The sequence below is a fragment of the Micromonospora sp. NBC_01405 genome (assembly GCF_045040155.1).
Classification (GTDB): Bacteria; Actinomycetota; Actinomycetes; order Mycobacteriales; family Micromonosporaceae; genus Micromonospora.
This window is the reverse complement of sequence record NZ_CP109532.1, coordinates 6,539,635-6,560,000: the sequence shown is the minus strand read 5'-3', so window position 1 is coordinate 6,560,000 and position 20,366 is coordinate 6,539,635. Positions and strand designations below refer to the sequence as shown.

The window sequence follows — 20,366 nt, the reverse complement described above, 5'->3', positions numbered from 1 at the left end:
AGCGTCGTGCCGGGGGTGAAGCAGCGGGGTGACCCAGTTGTGGACGCGGCACGAGTGAGAATGCAGGCATGAGTAGCGAAAGAAGGGTGAGAAACCCTTCCGCCGGATGACCAAGGGTTCCAGGGCCAGGCTAATCCGCCCTGGGTGAGTCGGGACCTAAGGCGAGGCCGAGAGGCGTAGTCGATGGACAACGGGTTGATATTCCCGTACCCGCGAAAGAACGCCCATGATGAACTTCGTTGTGCTAACCGTGTGATCTTGGGGCGGTCTTCGGACTTAACTGGGTGAGTGTGGGAACCTGGCGGGTAGTAGTCAAGCGATGGGGTGACGCAGGAAGGTAGCTGAGCCCGGCCGGTGGTTGTGCCGGGGTAAGCGTGTAGGCCGTACCGTAGGCAAATCCGCGGTGCATATGGGCTGAGACGTGATGCCGAGCCGATTCAGGTGAAGTCAGTGATCCTATGCTGCCGAGAAAAGCCTCTAGCGAGTTCTTAGCGGCCCGTACCCCAAACCGACACAGGTGGTCAGGTAGAGAATACCGAGGCGATCGGGCGAACTGTGGTTAAGGAACTCGGCAAATTGCCCCCGTAACTTAGGGAGAAGGGGGGCCGGAGACGTGAAGCCCCTTGCGGGTGGAGCGTTGTATGGCCGCAGAGAGCAGGGGGAAGCGACTGTTTACTAAAAACACAGGTCCATGCGAAGAAGTAATTCGATGTATATGGACTGACGCCTGCCCGGTGCTGGAACGTTAAGGGGACCTGTTAGCTCTTCGGGGCGAGGCGGAGAACTTAAGCGCCAGTAAACGGCGGTGGTAACTATAACCATCCTAAGGTAGCGAAATTCCTTGTCGGGTAAGTTCCGACCTGCACGAATGGCGTAACGACTTCCCCACTGTCTCAACCACAGGCCCGGCGAAATTGCATTACGAGTAAAGATGCTCGTTACGCGCGGCAGGACGGAAAGACCCCGGGACCTTTACTATAGCTTGACATTGGTATCCGAATTAGCTTGTGTAGGATAGGTGGGAGCCGGTGAAGTCCATACGCCAGTATGGGTGGAGGCAATCTTGAAATACCACTCTGGTTGATTTGGGTTTCTAACTTCGGGCCGTTATCCGGTTCAGGGACAGTGTCTGGTGGGTAGTTTAACTGGGGCGGTTGCCTCCTAAAAGGTAACGGAGGCGCCCAAAGGTTCCCTCAGCCTGGTTGGCAATCAGGTGTTGAGTGCAAGTACACAAGGGAGCTTGACTGTGAGACTGACAGGTCGAGCAGGGACGAAAGTCGGGACTAGTGATCCGGCACTTGCGAGTGGAAGCGGTGTCGCTCAACGGATAAAAGGTACCCCGGGGATAACAGGCTGATCTTCCCCAAGAGTCCATATCGACGGGATGGTTTGGCACCTCGATGTCGGCTCGTCGCATCCTGGGGCTGTAGCAGGTCCCAAGGGTTGGGCTGTTCGCCCATTAAAGCGGTACGCGAGCTGGGTTTAGAACGTCGTGAGACAGTTCGGTCCCTATCCGCCGTGCGCGTAGGATACTTGAGAAGGGCTGTCCCTAGTACGAGAGGACCGGGACGGACGAACCTCTGGTGTGCCAGTTGTCCTGCCAAGGGCACGGCTGGTTAGCTACGTTCGGAAGGGATAACCGCTGAAAGCATCTAAGCGGGAAGCCTGCTTCAAGATGAGGTATCCCACCCACCTTTGGTGGGGTAAGGCCCCCAGCTAGACTACTGGGTTGATAGGCCGGAAATGTAAGCTCGGTAACGGGTTGAGTTGACCGGTACTAATAGGCCGAGGACTTGACTACTAAGCTGCTACGCGTCCACTGTGCAACTCTCGACAAATGAACAACAGACCAGATTTGTTTGGTGTTGTTTGATATGTCGATAGAGTTACGGCGGTCATGGCGGAGGGGAAACGCCCGGTTACATTCCGAACCCGGAAGCTAAGCCCTCCAGCGCCGATGGTACTGCACTCGTGAGGGTGTGGGAGAGTAGGACACCGCCGGACATCTTTCAAAAAGGGCCATCCCCCCTAGGGGGGATGGCCCTTTTTGTGTCTACCGCCGAGCGGGCGGGGCCGGATCAGCCGGCACGACGGAGGCGACCGAGCATCCCGTTGAGGTCCTGGACGAAGAGCTCGTGGCGGAAGTAGTGCCCGCCGGGCACCTCGCGCCACTCGTGCGGGATCCCCGCCCGACCGAGAGCCGCCCGGAACTCGCGCTGGCCGGCCAGCACCTGGGTCTCGTTCACCGTGTCGAACCAGTTCACCGGGTCGGGTGAGGTGCCGGCAGCAAGGAAGATCCGCTTGTTGTGGTAGCTCCCGATGCGCTGCACCGGGTTGTCGGCGTTGACCCGCGCCTCGTCCCACAGCGGGGCACCGTAGACGGTGCCGCCACCCAGCTCGACCGCGGCCGAGCTCACGTTGGCCCAGTGCACGACGAGGCCGAAGTCCCGGCGCAGGCTGGCCGGACCGGAGTGGGAGCTGACCGAGCAGAAGTGGCCGTAGTACTTCGCGGCGTACTTCAGGGCGCCGAACCCGCCCATCGAGAAGCCGGCGACGGCACGGCCGTTGTACTCGGGGAAGGTGCGGAAGTTCTGCTCGATCCACGGCAGCAGCTGCGCGATGTGGAAGGTTTCCCAGTTGCGGGGCCCGGTGTTGCTGCTGACCGGGTTGGAGTACCACCCGGTCGCGGCGTCCGGCATGACGACGATGATCTCCCGGCCGGCGGTGAGATTGATGATGTTGTCGTACATGTGGAAGGCCCGGAAGTCGGAGTTACCGCCGTGCAGCAGGTACAGCACCGGGTAGCGCTTGTTGCTGGTGTGGTAGCCGTCGGGCAGCAGGACGTTGACTGCGGGATCCCACGCGATCGCGTCGGTGGCGAAGCGGTAGTACTGGAGGCGCCCGCCGTTCTCGTTACGGTCGACGATGCGCAGGCCGTGCCCGTCGCCGGCGGCCTGGGCGGCCAGCGGCGCGCTGAAGGCGCCGGCCAGCGCGCCGGCGGCAGCGACTCCCGCTGCGCCGGTCAGGAGCCGCCGGCGGGAGAGGGGCCGGCGGCTGTCAGGGGTGTTGTCCATCGTTTCTCCTTGGGGAAGCTGCCTGTGTAGGAAGCTGAGTGACGCCCGCTGCGGCCACGATCCCGGCATCGGCCGGTTGTCGTGCCGACTCAGGCGGGGGGTTCGGGTGTCAGAGGTGCGACCGGGGCCGTCACCGCCAGCGTGACGGCCCCGGCAGCGGCCAGCCGGGCCGCGAGGTGGAACATGGCGGGTGTTCGGGTGGGAGTGTCCATGACGGCCCTCCGGGAAGCGGGGAACGGTGGTCCGGGTGGGGCCGGGCCGCTGTCCCGGAGGCAGGACAGCGACGAGCGACGCGAAGTCATCTGTCGATAGATGCATGAAACTTACGGCCACTCGACGATGCAGTCAAGGAAGAAACTTTCGTGCGGGTGGAGGTTCGGAGATCGCCTCCCACCTGCGGAAATGGCGGACGACGGGGCGCTCGGCCCCACTCGGCCGCGACCTGGGGTATTGACAGTAATCGAACGAGTTGGCTTCACTTCCGCCAGTGGCACCGTCCAGGAGCCCGCCCGCCGAGGTGACACATGGCCCGATCCCGCGGCTTGCGTGCCGTAACCCTCACCGCTGTCCTCGCCATGGCTGCCGCGTCCGCGCCGTCTGCGGCGTCCGCCACGCCGGGCCCTGCCACCGCGCCGACGACCACCGTCTCGGCCCCGGCCGACCCCGGCGCCGTCGGTTGGGACGTCTACCGTCGCCTCGACCGGCTGCCCCACCTCGGCAGCGGCTCACGGACGCGACAGTTCTCCAGTTACGACCGGGCCGGCGCGCTGGCCGACGTCACCGGCGACGGCCGCGACGTCGTCGTCGTCTTCACCCGGGGCGCGAGCGCCGACGTCCTGGTCCGTCCCTCCACCGGCGGGGGTTTCGGTGCCGCCGCCACCTGGCACGGCAACTTCGCGATCGGCACCGAGCTGCCCGGTGTCGGCGACTTCGACGGTGACGGGCGCGGCGACGCCGTCACCTACACCCGCGGCAGCGCCGCCGACGCCTACGTGTCGCTCTCCGACGGCAGCCGCCTCGTGCAGAACGGCTGGCGGTGGAGCGACCAGATCGCCCCCGGCTCCGACCTTCCCCGCCCCAGCCTCCCCTGACAGGAGCCGCCATGTCCCGGCACCCGAGAACTCTCCGTCGCTGCCTCCTCGCGCTGGTCACCCTGGCCGCGGCCGTCCTGACCGGCGTCGTGTCGGCGCCCACGGCCGCGCTGGCCGCGCCCAACTTCAAGGCGCCGTTCCCGTGTGGGCAGCGGTGGACCTACGACCACCACAGCGCCGAGGTGCGCCAGGCGCTGGACTTCGTGCGCGCCGATGGCGGCACCACCGGGGGCACGCCGCAGGTCGCCTCCGCCGCGGGGGTGGCCCGCCGCTACGCGCAGCCCAGCGGCGCCGGCAACTACGTGGTCATCGACCATGGCGGCGGCTGGACCACCTACTACTTCCACCTCAGCGCCTACTCGGTGCCCGACGGGGCGTACGTCGAGCAGGGCCAGCAGATCGGCGTCACCGGCAGCACCGGTAACTCCTCCGGCCCGCACGTCCACTACGAACAGCTCTACAACGGGGTGGGGCAGTCGATCGTCATCAACGGTGTCTCGCTCGCGCCCTACCCGGGCCAGTACCACCAGAAGTATCTCGTCAGCGACAACTGCGGCGGTGGTGGGGGTGGTCGGTATCTGGGGGGTTCGTCGACGGATTTCAACGGCGACGGTAAGGACGACATCGCCGCGTTCAACCAGGGCTCACTGAACGACGTGTACGTCGCCACGTCCACCGGAAACTCCTTCGCCGGCACCTCCGTGAAATGGAACGACTTCTTCGGCCTCAACGGCGAAACCCTCACCACCGGAGACTTCAACGGCGACGGCAAAGACGACATCATCGCCTTCACCCACGGAACCCTCGCCGACGTCTACGTCGCCACCTCCACCGGCACCAACTTCAACCCCGCCACCAAATGGCACGACTGGTTCGCCCCCGGATCCGAAGTCGCCGCCATCGGCGACGTCAACGGCGACAACAAAGACGACATCATCACCTTCACCCACGACAACAACGCCGACGTCTACGTAGCCCTCTCCACCGGCACCGGATTCACCGGCACCGCCAACAAATGGCACGAATACTTCTCCATCCCCGGCGAATACCCCGCCCTCGGCGACATCAACGGCGACGGCAAAGACGACATCATCACCTTCACCCAAGGCCCCACCACCAACTCCGACGTCATCATCGCCCTCTCCACCGGCACCACCTTCGGCCCACCCCAAAAATGGCACGACCTCTTCGCCGTCGGCAACGAACAACCCCGCATCGGCGACATCAACGGAGACGGCAAAGACGACATCGTCACCTTCACCTGCAACACCGACGCCGACGTCTACGCCGCCACCTCCACCGGCACCACCTTCACCGGCACCACCATCAAATGGCACGACTACTTCTGCACCCCCGGCGAATTCCCCTACCTCGGAGACTTCAACGGAGACGGCAAAGACGACATCATCGTCTTCACCAAAAACAACACCAACGACGTCCACGTCGCACAATCCACCGGCACCACCTTCACCCCCACCAACAAATGGCACGACTTCTTCGGCCTCCCCGGAGAAACCACCCTCTGAACCCACCCCCACCCGAGTCGCCTCGCCGTCTTTCCCGGGGAGGCATCGAGCGCGCCCGGCCGGACCGGCCGGGCGGAAAGGACCTGACATGGCATTGGACCGTCGTGCATTCCTCGGCAGGGTCGCCGCGGTCGCCACGGCCTCGGCCGTCGCGCCGGCCCTGGCCTTCCCCGGCCCGGCCCAGGCCGCCACCTGGAAGAAGCGCCTCACCGGCGCCGACCTGGACACCAACAGCCGGTGGCGGGTCGCCGGCACGGACCTGGGCATCCCGTACGTGCTGGAGAACGGCTCGATCGGGTACCTCTTCGGCGACACCTTCAACACCCCGTGGCCCGAGGGGCCGCCGCTGCCCAACGACTGGCGGTCCCCGGTGATGCTGCGCTCCAACGTCCACCCCGGTGCGCCCGGGGGGATCGTCTTCGACAGCGCCGCGCGGGTGGCCGGCAACGGCCGGGCCCCCGAAATCATGCACAACGGTCACCACGGGATCGGGATCGACGGCCTGTGGGAGGTCAGCGTCATCCCCAACGACGGGATCAGCTTCCCCGAGACCGGCCGCCAACTGATCTCCTACATGAGCATCGAGAACTGGGGCTCCGCCGGTCCCGCCGGCCCGCACTGGCGTTCGCGCTACGCCGGCCTGGCCTACTCCGACAACGGCAACGACTTCGTCCGGACCCCGCTGAAGTGGTGGAACAACGGCAACAACACCGACCCGTTCCAGATGTGGACGATGCAGCGCGACGGGGACTGGGTCTACGTCTTCTCCGTCCGGGCGGGTCGCCAGGACGGCCCGATGATGCTGCGCCGGGTCCGCTGGGACCGGCTGTTCTACCCCGAGTCGTACGAGGGTTGGGGCTGGAACGGCAGCAACTGGGGCTGGGGCAGGCCCTGCACCCCGATCCTCAACGGCAGGTTCGGCGAACCGTCGGTACGCAGACTGCACGACGGCACCTGGGTCATGTCCTACCTCAACTGTGTGACCGGCTGCATCGTCACCCGCATCGCCGGCGGGCCGGACCAGGTGTGGTCCGGCGAGAAGATCCAGGTGTTCCCGTGGCAGGAGCCCGCGCTGTACGGCGGCTTCATCCACCCCTGGTCCGGCAGGAACGCCAACGAGCTGCACCTGATGGTCTCGAAGTGGACCAGGGGGCTCGACAACCGCAGCACCGCCTACCACGTCAGCCAGTTCGTCGGATCCCTCTGAACCTGGGTCGCCGGGCGGCGGCGGCCTGCCGCCGTCCGCCCGGCGTTGCCCGACGCGGGACGCGGTCGGTCAGGAGGCGCCTTCCGGCGCGGCGAGGGACCGCAGCGCCGGCCGGAGGCGGATCTGCTCGACCGCGCGGTTGTAACCGGCGAGCATCAGGAACGCGTCGTCGTCGGCGCCGACCTGGCACATCGACCGGATCCAACCCGCCGAGCCGTTCAGCAGGCCCAGCAGCGACCCCGTGCCCAGCGAGCCTCGGCGCGTCCCGCTCGCCGGGTCCCACAGGGTCACGCCGATGCCGTCCCCGGCCGCGGCGAGGAGCACCTCGCCGTCCATTTCCACCGTGCAGAGCGCGTAGCGGGGGGCCTCGTCGTCGAAGGAGTCGAGGCGCTCGCCGCTGTCGGGGTCCCACAGGACCACGGTGCCGTCGCCGGCCGCCGAGGCGAGCCGGGTCGCGCCGTCGACGGTGACCGCGCAGACGGCGTTGACGCCGCCCTGCTGGGCGCCCAGGTGGCGGACCAGCCGACCGTCGACCGGGTCCCACAGCCGAACGGTGCTGTCGGCGTACCCGGCGGCGAGCAGGATCCGACCGTCGACCGGCACGGTGCACAGCGCCCGGACGACCCACCGCGCCTGCGGGCCGACGACCCGCACCCGGCGGCCCGTCTCCGGCTCCCAGATCCGGATCCGGCAGTCGTCCCCACCGGAGGCGAGCAGGACGGTGTCGCCGACCGGCACCGCGCACAGGGCGTTCACCGGGGCCAGGTGCCCGGCGAGGGCGTGCACCGCCTGGCCGGTCTCGGGGTCCCACAGGTGCACGGCGGCGTCGTAGCTGGCGGAGGCGAGCAGCAACCGCCGCGGCGTCTCGATCGCGCAGGCGGCCCGTACCACGCCCGGGGTGAGGCGGTCGAGGTGTCGGCGGAAACCGTCGGGGATCTGGTCCGGCAGCAGGCCCGACAGGTCGGCGAGCACGCCGCCGGAGCCCATCGTCCGCAGGTGCTCGCCGGCGCCCGGGTCGCCGATCCCGACGAGGTGCCCGATCCCGCCGTACGCGGCCCGCTCGCGGCCGCCCACGCGCACCGGCGTGACGCAGGCGTGCCACGGTCTGGTCCACGCCAGGGTGGTGCCCGCGACGAGGGTGCCTCCCGCGACGAGGCCGCCCAGCAGCGCGCCGGGCCACCGGCCCGCCGACTGCACGCCCGGCACCACCTCGACGGCGGCGAGATACCAGGCCGCCGGCACCACGAACCGCGCCGCGAGTCGGGCCACGCCGAGGACGTCCGGCGGGAACGGCTCCGCCCGCAGCGCGCGACCACCGCCGCGCAGTAGCGAGAACAGCACCGCCAGCGTCACCAGGATTCCACCGACGACCGCCGCCGGACCGGGCTCGCCGGTGAACGCGGCCAGCAGGACGAACGCGACGGCGGTCGAGAGGAACCCGCGGATCCACGGCGCGGCCCGGGAGAAGGCGACCCGGGACAGGCCCAGGGTCAGGGCCGAGCCGAGGGCCGTCACCACCGCGACCGCCGCCAGCGGCCAGAATCCGTCGACCCGCAGGGCGTCCGGTTGTGACCACCGTACCGCGATCAGCACCAGCAGCGTCGCGGCGACCGGCAGGATGAGTCGCACCATCGGATGACCTCACAGTCCGCGTCCCCGGCCCGGCCGAGAATCGATGAGCTTCGAGCGAATGCCGGTCCGATTGTGCCGAATGGCCGCCACCGTGCGGCGGCGGGCCGGTCACACTAGGCGAAGCGGGACGGGTCGCCCGCGCCGACGCGGACGATCTCGGGTTCGCCGTCGGAGAAGTCGACCACCGTCGTCGGTTCGGTGCCGCAGTCGCCGGAGTCGACGACCGCGTCGACGACGTGGTCGAGGCGTTCCTTGATCTCCCAGCCCTGGGTCATCGGTTCGGCGTCGCCGGGCAGCAGCAGCGTGCTCGACAGCAGCGGCTCGCCCAGCTCGGTGAGCAGCGCCTGGGCGACGGTGTGCGCGGGGATGCGGACGCCGACGGTCTTCTTCTTCGGGTGCAGCAGCCGGCGCGGCACCTCCTTCGTGGCGGGCAGGATGAAGGTGTAGCTGCCGGGGGTGGCCGCCTTCACGGCGCGGAACACGGCGTTGCCGAGGTGGACGAACTGGCCGAGCTGCGCGAAGTCCCGGCACACCAGGGTGAAGTGGTGGCCGCTGTCGAGGTGGCGGATCTCCCTGATCCGGTCCATGCCGGCCTTGTTGCCCAGCTGGCAGCCCAGGGCGAAGCACGAGTCGGTCGGGTAGGCGATCAACCCGTCCCCCCGGACGAGGTCGACCACCTGGCGGATCGTCCGGGGTTGCGGGTTGTCGGGGTGCACGTCGTAGTACTTCGCCATGGCGGAAGCTTAGGCCGACGCCTGGCTGTGTCGTCTTCCTGACAGTGGCCGATCCCCTTGCGGGTAGACCTCCATCGTTGTTCCATGGTGCTTCGACCGCCCCGCGCCGGTGGGTACGACGGCGTGCTGCGCCGCCCCCCGATGCCCGGCCCCGTGCTGACCACCGTGCTCGCCTTCGCGCTCCTGGCGCTGCTGTTCGCGCTGGCGACGGTGCATCGGCTGCTGGCCGAGGACGGCTCCCTGGGCGCCGCCGTGTTCTTCGCCGTCATGGCCCTCACCTGCGCCTTCGTGGCGTTCAGCCTGTCCGGCCGCCGCCCCTGGGCGGCCTACCCCGCGTACGTGTCGTCCGGGCTGTTCGCCGTGGCCTCGATCGGGATGTTCGGCGCGATCACCATCGTCGGGGTCGGCCTGTTGGCCTGGGTGCTGTGGGCCCTGAACTCCCGGTCCGCCCGGGAGTGGCTCAGCGGCCGTCACCGGCTGCGCTGACCACCGCGCCCGCGTCGTGCGGGCGGGCCGCCTCGACGACCGCCACCAGGTCGTCGAGGGTGTCCAGCCGGTGGCCGGGTTCGCTCAGCTCGACCTCCACGTCGTACTCCAGCTCGATCGCGTCGACCAGGCGCAGCAGGCCGAGGGAGTCGACGCCGAGGGCGACCAGCGACCCTCCGCCGAGGATGTCGGCGGCCGGCACGTCACCCCCGGTGGCCTCGCTGACCAGTGCGGCGACCCGCGCGCGCAGCTCGGTGGTGCCCATCAGAGTTCCTTTCCGGACTGTCGGACGATCTCGGCGATCTCCGCGATCGTGGGGGTGTCGAAGAAGGCGTCGAGCGGCACCTCGACGCCGAGCCGCTGCTGGATCCGGCCGCTGATCCGGGTGATGGTCAGCGAGTGCCCGCCCAGGTCGAACAGGTCCTCGTGCACGCCGATGTCGGGGATCTTCAGCACGTCCTGCCAGATCTCGCGCAGCGTCTCCACCATCGGGTCGTCGTCGGCCGCCGCGTTCTCGGCGACGATACCGACCGGCGCGTCCCGGGGCGCCGGCGCGGGCAGCGCCGCCCGGTCGACCTTGCCGTTCGGGCTCATCGGGAGCCGGTCCAGCAGCACCCAGTCGGTGGGCAGCACGGCCGCCGGCAGGCTCAGCGCCAGGTGCCGGCGCAGGTCCGCCGGGTCCGCGACCGCGCCGCCCCGGGCCACCACGTACGCCACCAGACGGGCCTCGCCGTCGCCGTCGGCCCGCAGCGCCGCGGTGGCCTGCGCCACCGCCGGGTGCTCCAGCAACCGGGCTTCGACCTCGCCCAGCTCGATCCGGTACCCGCGGATCTTGACCTGGTCGTCGGCCCGGCCGAGGAAGTCGAGCCGGCCGTCCGGCAGCCACCGGCACCGGTCGCCGGTGCGGTAGAGCCGCCCGTCGCCGTCGCCGAACGGGTCCGGCACGAACCGTTCGGCGGTCAGGTCGTCGCGCCCGAGGTAGCCGTCGGCCAGCCCGGCGCCGGCCAGGTACAGCTCGCCGGGCACCCCGACCGGCACCGGCCGCAGCACCTCGTCCAGCAGATACGCCCGCACGTTCGGCAGCGGGCGGCCGATGGTCACCTCGGCCGGGTCGGCGGGGACGTCGGCGGCGGTGGCGTAGATCGTCGCCTCGGTCGGGCCGTACCCGTTGACCAGCCGGGTGGTGCGGGCCCGCAGCTCCCGGGCCAGGGCGACCGGCAGGGCCTCCCCGCCGGCGAGGGCGACCAGCGGGCCTGCCGCGTCGAGGCCCGCCTCCAGCAGCACCCGCCACCCGGACGGGGTGGCCTGGACGTGGGTCACCCCGGCGTCGCGGACCAGCCGCAGCACCCCCGTGCCGTCCAGCGCGCTCACCGCCGAGGCGACGACCACCCGCCCGCCGGTGACCAGCGGCAGGAACACCTCCACCGCGGAGATGTCGAACGACGGCGAGGTCAGCTGCAGCCAGCGGTGCCCGGGCCGGGCGTCCAGCAGGTCCCGCATCCCCAGCAGCAGGTTGGTCAGCGCGCCGTGGCGCACCGCGACGCCCTTCGGCCGGCCCGTGGAGCCGGAGGTGTACAGCACGTACGCCAGGTCCTCGGCGCTCGGCGCGGCCGGGTCCCGCGCCGGCTCCGGGCCGGCGAGCAGGTCCACCCCGTCCAGGGCGAGTTCGGGCCGGGCGTCCTGCGTGCCGCCGGACGCGGTCACCACCAGCGCCGGGTCGGCGTCGGCGAGCACCAGGTCCCGCCGGGCCGGCGGGTGGCCGGGGTCGACCGGCAGGTACGCGGCCCGGCGGCGCAGCACCGCCAGCATCGTCACCACCGTCCGCCAGGACCGGTCCAGCGCGACCGCGACCAGCGACCCGGGGCCGACGCCGCGCTCGCGCAGCAGCACCGCGAGCCGGGCGCTGGCGGCGTCGAGCCGGGCGTAGCTGAGCGTGACGTCGCCGTCGACGACGGCCACCGCGTCCGGATCCGCCGCGACCCGGGCCGCGAACAGTTCGGGCACGGTGTCGCCGGGGTACGCCCGCGCGGTGTCGTTCCAGCCCCCGGTGATCCGGTGCAGCTCGTCGGCGGGCAGCACCGGCAGGTCGCCGACCTGCCGGCCCGGGTCGGCGACCACGGCGGCGAGCAGGGTGCGCAGGTGAGCGCCGATCCGGGTGACCGCGTCGGTGTCGATGGCGGCGGGGCTGTGCTGGAGGCTCACCGCGATCCCGGTCGGGCCGTCCACGATCTGCACGTGCAGCGCGTTGCGGGCCGCACCGCCGAACAGCGTCCAGTCCACGCCGGTGGCCACCCCGGGGAAGGCCGGCTCGGCGCCGCGCCTCCGGTAGCCGACCGAGACCCCGGTCAGCGCGGGTGCGGGGCGCAGCCCCGACACGGCGTGGGCGAGGGGCACCGCGCGGAACCGGTACAGCTCGCGCAGCCGGGCCCGCACGGCGCGGGCGTGGTCGGCGAAGGTGCCGGCGGTCGGGTCGGCGGCGACGGGCAGTTCGTTGACGAACAACCCGACCCGGTCGGCCTGCGCGGCCGTGCGGGTGGACAGCGTGACCCCGACCGGGACGCCCCGGTTGCCGTACCGGGCCAGCAGGGCGTGCACCGCGGCGAGCAGCAGCTCGAACCGGGTCACCCCGAGCGCCCCGGCGGCCCGGCCCACGCCGTCGGCCAGGTCGGCGGGCAGGTCGACGTCCACGGCGGCACCCGGTTCCGCGCCCGTGGGCAGCCGGCGCAGGCCGGGCAGCACCACGTCGCCCGGGCCGGACCAGTGCCGCGCCCAGTACGCGCGGGCCGCCGACAGGTCGACCGCGACGCGTTCCCGCTCGGCCGCCGCGTCCCCGGCGTACCCGTCGCAGCGGGGCGCGGCCCGCGCCGGGATGTCGGCGAGCGCGGCGGCGTACGCGTCGGCCAGGTCCCGGGCCAGCACGTCCTTGGACATCCCGTCGAACACCAGGTGGTGGACGGTGACCAGCAGCAGGTGCCGGCCGTCGGCGGCGGTGAGCAGCGTGAACCGGGACAGCGGGCCGACCCGCAGGTCGTGGGCGCGGGTCAGCTCCCGCGCGACCCGGTCGTCGGTCCACTCGCCGAAGGTGACCGCCGGCCGCACGTCGGCCGGCGCCAGCCCGGGGGTGCCGTCGGCCTCGGTGACCACCCGGGTGCCGAGGACCGGGTGCCGGTCGGTCACCGCCGCGCACGCCTCGACGAGGGCCCGGCGGTCCAGGTCGGCGGCGAACCGGACGCCGAGCGCCATGTGGTACGCCGTGCCGGCGACCCCGGCCTGCTCGGTGAACCAGACGGCGTGCTGCGCGTATGTCGCCTCGGCGGTGCCCACATGCTCTCCCATGGATCGCGGTCCCGTGCTGGTGGTCAGTTGTCGAACAGGCCGGTGAGCTGCCGCTTGAGCACCTTGCCGCCCTCGTTGCGGGGCAGGCCGTCGAGCAGCAGCAGCCGGGCGGGAAGCTGGTGGTCGGCGAGCCGGTCGGCGAGGAAGCCGCGCAGCACCGGCAGGGTCAGCCCGTCGGCGACGGCCTGCGGCCGGGGCACCACGGCGGCGGCGACCGCCGACCCGAGCACCGGGTGCGGCACGCCGACCACGGCCGCCTCGGCGACCAGGGGGTGCTCGTGCAGCGCCGCCTCCACCTCGAGGGACGAGATCTTGAACGCGCCGGACTTGATGACGTCCTGGTGCCGGTCGGTGAGGTAGAGGAAGCCGTCGGCGTCGATCCGCCCGACGTCGCCCATCCGCACCCACCCGTCGCGGAAGGTGGCCCGGTTGGCGGCCTCGTCGCGGTAGTAGGCGCGGGGGTACGGGGCACGCAGCCACACGTCGCCGGTCGTCCCGGGCGGCAGCGGAACGCCGTCGGCGTCGGCGACGCGTAGCTGCCCGCCGACCGGCCGGCCCACCGCGTCCCGACGCGCCGGGTCGTAGATCATCGTGGTCTGGGCCGGTGCCGCCTCGGTCGAGGTGTAGTAGTTGACGATCGTGGCCTGCGGGAACGCCTCGGCGAGCCGGGCCGCCACCGCTGGCGGCAGCGCCGCCGCAGTCGACCCGATCAGGTGTACGCCGGCCAGGTCCCGGCCCCGCAGCGCCCCCGAGTCGAGCAGCTCGATCGCCATCGACGGGACGACGAACAGCGTCCCCGTGCCCGGGGTCTCGACCAGCCGGGCGAACCGGACCGGGGTGAACGCGGGAAGGGTCAGCGCGCCGGCCTTCGCGGTCAGCGCGTTGAACAGCATGGTCTGCCCGGCGTTGGTGCCGATGGCGAACGCGTGCAGGAACCGCTGCGAGTGGCCCAGCGCCAGCCGGCGCGGGTTCGTCGACGCGCCGACGGTCAGGTTGGCGTGGCTTGCCCCGACGCCCTTCGGGCGGCCGGTGGTGCCGGAGGTGTAGAGGATCTGCGCGAGGTCGCCGGGGCGTACCGTCGGCAGGTCGGCGTCGGTCGCCGGCCCGGCGGCCAGGTCACCGGCCCGCCACACCGGCAGCCCGGCGGGGGCGTGCGGCGCGGCGGTGTCGTCGCCGTGCACGACGGCGGCGGCCGCGCAGTGGGTCAGCGCGTGGTCGAGCTGCCCGGCGGCGAGCCGGTCCGACAGCGGCACCGCGATCCCGCCGGCCCGCAGCACCCCGCAGTACGCCACGGCGAAGCGGGTCCAGTCGCGGGCGCCGAACACCAGGCCGACCCGGTCGCCGGGGCGCAGCCCCCGCCGGCCCAGCTCGGCGGCGACGGCGGTCGCGCCGGCGGACCACTGGGCGAAGGTCAGCGCGGCCACCCCGGCCACCTCGACCGCGACCCGGTCCGGGTGCAGGGCGGTGCGCCACGCCAGCAACTCCGGCACCGTCCGGGCGGCCGGTGGGCCGCTCGTAGCTGCGGTCACCGCCGTCCACCCCCGGTGCCGGCGACCTGCACCCGGACCTTCTCGACGCCGTCGGTGGCGGCGTGGGCCCCCGGCGCGGTGACGCCGACGGAGGCCCGGGCCTGGCGTTCCTCGATGCCGACGAGGTCGTCCGGCGGCGCGTCGGGCACCTCGTCGTCGAACCGGGACAGCACCGGCGTGGCCAGCGCGACCAGCGCGGTCAGCGCGATGCACACCCCGAACACGACGTACAGCAGGCCGTGGCCCCGGCCGGGGCCGACGCCGATCACCGCGCCGACCGTGCCGGCCAGCGCGCCGCCGGGCAGCAGCAGCGGCTCGGTCACCTTCGCGGCGAACGGGGCGACGATTCCCCAGCCCAGCGGCATCGTCGACCAGGCGATCATCTGGTTGAGCGCGAACACCCGGCCGTGGAAGCGCGGCGGCACCTTGGTCTGGATGATCGTGTTGTAGACGCCGTTGACGATGCCCAGCGACAGGTACATGCCGAACGCGCCCGCGCCGACCAGCAGCGGGTCCGGCCGCAGCCCGGTCAGCACGGCGGCCACCGCGATGCCCAGGGTGCCCAGCAGCACCGCCCGCATCCGGCGGCGGCTCGGGCCGCCCCAGACCAGCATCACCAGGCCGCCCACGGCCGCGCCGACGCCGCCGGTCAGCGCGATCCGCGCCACCTGGTTCAGGTCGGCGAAGCCGAGCACCAGCGGGGAGAGCAGGTAGAGCGCCGGGAACAGGAACAGGTTCAGGGCGGCGAAGAAGGTCAGCATGGCGCGGAACTCCCGGCGGCGCAGCGCGTAGCGCAGCCCGGCGACCATCTCCTCGCCGAGCCCCTCCCGGCGTTGCAGGGCCAGGGTCCGGGGGAACCGGACGAGGCCCAGCACCCCCATCGCGAACACGTACGACGCCACATCGATGAGCAGGATGCCGCGCAGCCCGACCGCGTCCAGCAGGGCGACCGCGACCAGCGGAACGGTGAACTGGGTCAGGCCCATCGCGGTCTGGGTCACCCCGTTGGCGTGGCCGAGGAAGCGCTTGGGCACCAGCTGCGGCACCGCCGAGACGAACGCGAGGCGTTGGAAGGCCAGCGCCACTGACAGCCAGGCCACCAGCGGGTAGAAGTGCCACACCTGCGCCCGGTCGGCCAGCACCAGGGCGGCCAGCACCGCGTTCGCGCCCCCGGCGGCGACGCCCGCCGCCAGCAGCACCCGCCGCCGGCTGGTCCGGTCGATCAACGCGCCGGCCAGCGGGGCCACCAGCAGTCCGGGCAGCAGGCCGAGCACCGCGAACAGGGCGAACCGGGCCAGCGACCCGGTCTCCAGGTAGATCCACAGGGGGATCGCGAAGTTGGTCAGCGCGGTGCCCATGCCGGAGACGACCTGCCCGGCCGCGACCAGCCCGAAGCGGCGCATGCTCGGCTCCGGCGCCTTCGCCGGGCCGGCGGTCGGGGCGTCCGGCGTGCCGGGGGGCCCGGCCGGCTGGCGGGAGACGGCGACCAGTTGCCACGCGGGCTCCGGCCCGCCGGCCGGCTCGACCGCCCCGCCGGCCGGCTCAGGGCCGGTCGGGTCGGCGGTCCCGGTCCGTCCGGAGGCCCCGGCCAGCCCGGCGAGCGGCGCGGGCGGGACGGGCGAGTCGACCTGCCGGTGCACGGTCGTGACGATCTCGGCCAGCTCGCCGGCCCGGTACTTCAGGAAGTAGTGCCCGCCCTCGTCGATCACCGCGAGCGCGGTGCGGTCGGTGAGGAAGTGCCACTCCCGGAACCGCTCGCTGTGGTAGTCGGTGCTGCGGTCCCGCTCGCCGACCACCGAAACCACCGGCGCCCGTAGCGGGGTGACCCGCTGGCGCATCAGCTCGGTGAAGTACTCCTCGGAGACCCGGGCGTCGTGGCGCATCGCCCGGATCAGGAACGCCACCTCGTCCGGGTCGAGGGAGCCGACGGACGTGCCCTGCGCCTGCAACCAGGTCCGGTAGATCCGGTCGCTGCGCACCCGCTCGGCCAGGCGCAGCCGCAGCAGCGGCCCGAGCAGCCCGTCGGCCGGCCGGCCGAACGGGAACACCGCGCCGAGGTACACCGCCTCCAACTCCCGGCCGGCGGCCTCCAACAGCCGGGCCACCTGCACGGCGAGGGCCCCGCCGGGGCCGCAGTGCCCGTACAGGACCAGCGGGCCCTCCACCCGGGACAGGATCTCGGCGGCGACGTCGGCGGCGACCTCCTCGACCGGCGCCGGGTCGTCGGCCAGACCGATGTCGTGGCCCGGCATGGCCACCGACAGCAGCCGGTACCCGGCCGGCAGCGCGTCGGCCAGCGGCTGGTACACCACGGCGCTGCCGCCGCCGTACGGGACGCAGACCAGCGTGGCGACCCGGCCGGCGGCGGCCATCGGCGGGGTCAGCTCGTGCAGCAGCCCGTCCGGCCCGGACCCGCCGCCGGTCGCCAGGACGGCCAGCTCGCGGACGGTCCGGTGCCGGAACAGGTCCATCACGCTGACCGTGCCCGTCGCGCCGCCGTCGACGGTCGGCAGCTCCCGGCGGAGCCGGGCCACCACCTGGGTAGCCAGCAGCGAGTGCCCGCCGAGGTCGAAGAAGTCGTCGGTGGCGCCCACCTCGGCCACCCCGAGCACGGCCTGCCAGATCCCGGCGATCAGCGTCTCCACGGGCCCGACCGGCGGCACCCGCTCCCCGGCCGGGACCTCGTCGGTCGGCTCCGGCAGGGCCCGCCGGTCGACCTTGCCGTGCTCCTGCAACGGCAGCCGGTCCAGCACCACCCAGCGGCCGGGCACCATGTGCTCGGGCAGCCGGTCGGCCAGGACCCGGCGCAGCCCCGCCACGTCCGGCGGCTGCGCCCCGGGCGTCGGCTCCAGGTACGCCACCAGCCGGTCGTCGCGCAGCAGCACCGCCGCCTGATGCACCCCCGGGCAGTCCCGCAGCGCGGCCTCGACCTCGCCCAGCTCCACCCGGTACCCGCGGATCTTCACCTGGTGGTCGCGGCGGCCGAGGAACACCAACTGCCCGTCGGCGCGCCACCGGCCCAGGTCCCCGGTGCGGTAGAGGCGGGCGCCCGGCGGGCCGTACGGGTCGGGCACGAACCGCTCGGCGGTCAGGCCGGGCCGGTTGAGATAGCCGCGGGCGAGGCGGTCCCCGCCCAGGTACAGCTCGCCGGGCACCCCGACGGGCACCGGCAGCATCCGCTCGTCGAGCACGTACACCCGGGCGTGCGGCAGCGGCCGGCCCGTCGGCACCGGGCCGGTGGCGGGCCCGCCGGCGCCCACCTCGTACGTGGCGACGCCGACGGTGGCCTCGGTGGGGCCGTAGTGGTTGAACACCCGGGCCCCGCCTGCGGCGGCGAGCGGCACGATCCGCTCCAGGTCGGACGCCTCGCCGCCGAGGATCAGCGCGCGGGCCGGCAGCAGGTCGCCCGGCCCGGTGTCGGCGGCCAGCGCCGCCAGGTGCGACGGGGTGATCTTCAGGTAGTCGATCCGATGGGCGCGCAGCTGCTCGGCCAGCTCCGCCCCCGTGCACCGGCGCTGCACCAGGTGCACGGTCCCGCCGGTGGCCAGCGCCAGGTAGAAGACGGTGACGGCGAAGTCGAACGACATGGACTGCATCAGCGCGTACCGGGCGGCCGGGACGACGGCGAACCGGTCGGCCACCCCGTCGAGGTAGCGCAGCACCTGCCGGTGCGCCACCGCCACCCCCTTCGGGGTGCCCGTGGAGCCGGAGGTGTAGATGACGTACGCCAGGTTCCCGCCGGTCGCGCCGGTGGGCGGCGGCGCGTCGGGCCCGGCGGCAACCACGGCGGCCACGGCGTCCAGGCAGGTTGCCTCGACCCCTCCGGGCAGCCGGTCGCGCAGCTCGGCGCTGGTGAGCACCACCGCCGGCCGGGCGTCGGCGAGCATCAGGCCCAGCCGGGCCGACGGCTGCTCCGGGTCCAGCGGCAGGTACGCCCCGCCGGCCCGCAGCACCCCGAGCAGCGCCACGGCCAGCTCGACCGACTGCTCCAGCAGCACCCCGACCAGTACGTCCGGGCCGACGCCGCGCCCGCGCAGCCAGTGCGCCCGCCGGTTGGCCCGCCGGTCCAGTTCCCGGTAGGTCACCGCGTCCGCGCCGCACACCACGGCGGGGGTGTCGGGGGTCGCGGCGACGTGCGGGGCGATCAGATCGGCGAGGGTGGCCGCCGCCCCGGTGACCCCCGGGCCGCCGGCCCCGGCCCCATCGGCCCCGGGCTCGGCACCGCCGACCTTGTCCTGGTCGGGACGGGCCAGCGCCAGCACCCGGTCCCGCTCGACGGGACCGAGCAGGTCCAGGTCGACCACCGGCAGGTCCGGCCGCGCGACCGCCGCGCGCAGCAGCGTGTCGAGGCTCGCGGCCAGCCTGGCGATCGTGTCCGCGTCGAACAGGTCGGTGTTGTAGACGAACATCCCGTGCAGCCCGTCGGCGGTCTCGCTGACGTACAGCGACAGGTCGAAACGGGCGGCGGCGGCGTCCGTGCCCAGGCTCTCGGTGCGCAGCCCCGCCGGCCACCGGCCGCCGGTGCGGGCGTAGTTCTGCAGGGTGAACAGCACCTGGAACACCGGGGAGCGGCTGACGTCCCGGGGCACGTTCAGCTCCCGGACCAGCCGCTCGAACGGGATCTCCTGGTGGGCCAGGCCCTTCACCACGGTGCCGCGGGTGCGCCGCAGCAGCGCCGCGAAGCTGGGCTCCGTGCCGGGTGAGTCGACGCTCGCGCCCACCGGCGAGAGGTCGGCCCGCAGCGCGAGGGTGTTGACGAACAGGCCGATCAGGTTCTCCAGCTCCGGCACCACCCGGCCGGCGACGGGGGACCCGATCACGAAGTCCCGCTGCCCGCTGTGCCGGAACAGCACCGCCTGCAGGCCGGTGAGCAGGGTCATGTAGAGGGTGGCCCGGTGCGCCCGGCTCAGCCGGCGCAGCCCGTCGGTCAGGTCGGCGTCGACGGCGAACCGGTGGGTGCCGCCGGCGTACGACTGCACGGCCGGTCGGGGCCGGTCGGTGGGCAGCTCCAGCGGCGGCACGCCGGCCAGCGCCCCGGCCCAGTAGGCGAACCCGTCCCCGGTCGCCGGCCCCTCGAGGCGGATCCGCTGCCAGGCGGCGTAGTCGACGTACCCCGTCGTCGGGGCCGCCGGCGCCGGCCCGCCGTCGCGCAGCGCGGCGTAGCCGGCCGCCACGTCGCCCAACAGCAGGTCCAGCGACCAGCCGTCGCTGACGATGTGGTGCATGGCCAGGTGCAGGACGTGGTCGTCCGCGCCCAGGCGGACCACCGTCGCCCGCAGCAGGGGAGCGGCGCCGAGGTCGAACGGGGTACGCACGGACGCGGCCACCAGCTCGCGGGCCTCCGCCAGCGAGCTCGCGTCGGTGACGGTGACCGGCACCCGCACCTCGGGCAGCACCTCCACCACGGGCTCGCCGTCGGCGTTCTCGGCGAAGCGCATGCGCAGGCTGTCGTGCCGGGCGGCGGTGCTGTCCAGGGCGGCAGACAGCAGCTCGATCTCCAGGGGCCCGCGCAGCCGGGTCGTCGACCAGACGAGGTACGCGGCGGTACCGGGCGTCAGCTGCTCGGTGAACCAGATCCGTTCCTGGCCGAACGACAGCGCCGGTCCCGCGGCGATGTCGGGCGGCGTCGCGGGGGGCGGGAGGGGGCTGGCCCGCGTCGGTAGGTCGAGATTCGTCACGCGATGCCTTCACGCCGGTGTCGGACAGGAGTCCGTAGTCTGCATGCTGCAAACGGAGCGTCGCGTCGTCTGA

Annotated in this window: 11 protein-coding genes and 2 rRNA genes (1 of these 13 running past the window's edge); 6 read left to right on the top strand and 7 right to left on the bottom strand. The window is 72.3% G+C overall.

Annotation, left to right across the window (positions count from 1 at the left end; all coding sequences use genetic code 11):
* Both OG559_RS28340 and rrf read left to right on the top strand, forming a co-directional pair.
* Positions 1-1,801 (top strand): 23S ribosomal RNA (locus OG559_RS28340) (it extends 1,308 nt beyond the left edge of the window).
* 86 nt (positions 1,802-1,887) lie between these two features.
* Positions 1,888-2,004: ribosomal RNA gene (gene rrf, locus OG559_RS28335) — 5S ribosomal RNA — on the top strand.
* Positions 2,005-2,078: 74 nt separating this feature from the next.
* Here rrf and OG559_RS28330 read toward each other — a convergent pair.
* Entirely contained in the window at positions 2,079-3,074 is a 996-nt protein-coding gene (locus OG559_RS28330) for an alpha/beta hydrolase (protein WP_405109299.1), read from the bottom strand.
* A 542-nt stretch (positions 3,075-3,616) separates the two neighbouring features.
* Between OG559_RS28330 and OG559_RS28325 the strand changes: the two genes are divergently transcribed.
* The 3 genes from OG559_RS28325 (at position 3,617) to OG559_RS28315 (ending at position 6,898) form a co-directional block, all read left to right on the top strand.
* On the top strand, positions 3,617-4,165 hold the full coding sequence (locus OG559_RS28325) for a hypothetical protein (protein ID WP_405109296.1): 549 nt from the start codon (positions 3,617-3,619) through the stop codon (positions 4,163-4,165).
* An 11-nt stretch (positions 4,166-4,176) separates the two neighbouring features.
* The gene (locus OG559_RS28320) at positions 4,177-5,691 is read left to right on the top strand and encodes an FG-GAP-like repeat-containing protein (RefSeq protein WP_405109294.1); all 1,515 of its coding nucleotides are present in this window, start codon (positions 4,177-4,179) and stop codon (positions 5,689-5,691) included.
* A gap of 88 nt (positions 5,692-5,779) precedes the next feature.
* A complete protein-coding gene (locus tag OG559_RS28315; protein WP_405109291.1) occupies positions 5,780-6,898 on the top strand; it encodes a DUF4185 domain-containing protein in 1,119 nt (372 codons plus the stop codon).
* Between the two features lie 69 nt (positions 6,899-6,967).
* Here OG559_RS28315 and OG559_RS28310 read toward each other — a convergent pair whose 3' ends face one another.
* Positions 6,968-8,530, bottom strand: coding sequence for a WD40 repeat domain-containing protein (locus tag OG559_RS28310; protein ID WP_405109288.1), 1,563 nt, complete (start codon positions 8,528-8,530; stop codon positions 6,968-6,970).
* A gap of 113 nt (positions 8,531-8,643) precedes the next feature.
* A complete protein-coding gene (locus OG559_RS28305; protein ID WP_405109284.1) occupies positions 8,644-9,264 on the bottom strand; it encodes an L-threonylcarbamoyladenylate synthase in 621 nt (206 codons plus the stop codon).
* An 84-nt stretch (positions 9,265-9,348) separates the two neighbouring features.
* On the opposite strand from OG559_RS28305, the gene OG559_RS28300 reads away from it, so the two are divergent.
* Positions 9,349-9,750: a hypothetical protein gene (locus OG559_RS28300; protein WP_405109281.1), complete on the top strand. Its 402-nt coding sequence runs from the start codon at positions 9,349-9,351 to the stop codon at positions 9,748-9,750.
* Here the strand turns inward: OG559_RS28300 and OG559_RS28295 are convergent.
* The 4 genes from OG559_RS28295 to OG559_RS28280 are packed head-to-tail and all read right to left on the bottom strand — an operon-like array spanning position 9,725 to position 20,293.
* Complete coding sequence (locus OG559_RS28295) at positions 9,725-10,015, bottom strand: acyl carrier protein (protein ID WP_405109279.1); 291 nt, start codon at positions 10,013-10,015, stop codon at positions 9,725-9,727. The two genes, OG559_RS28300 and OG559_RS28295, sit on opposite strands and share 26 nt — an antisense overlap.
* On the bottom strand, positions 10,015-13,086 hold the full coding sequence (locus OG559_RS28290) for a non-ribosomal peptide synthetase (protein ID WP_405109276.1): 3,072 nt from the start codon (positions 13,084-13,086) through the stop codon (positions 10,015-10,017). The genes OG559_RS28295 and OG559_RS28290 overlap by 1 nt, the downstream gene beginning before the upstream one ends.
* A 23-nt stretch (positions 13,087-13,109) precedes the next feature.
* Entirely contained in the window at positions 13,110-14,615 is a 1,506-nt protein-coding gene (locus OG559_RS28285; protein ID WP_405109273.1) for a class I adenylate-forming enzyme family protein, read from the bottom strand.
* A complete protein-coding gene (locus OG559_RS28280) occupies positions 14,612-20,293 on the bottom strand; it encodes an amino acid adenylation domain-containing protein (RefSeq protein WP_405109271.1) in 5,682 nt (1,893 codons plus the stop codon). The genes OG559_RS28285 and OG559_RS28280 overlap by 4 nt, the downstream gene beginning before the upstream one ends.
* Positions 20,294-20,366: the final 73 nt, after the last annotated feature.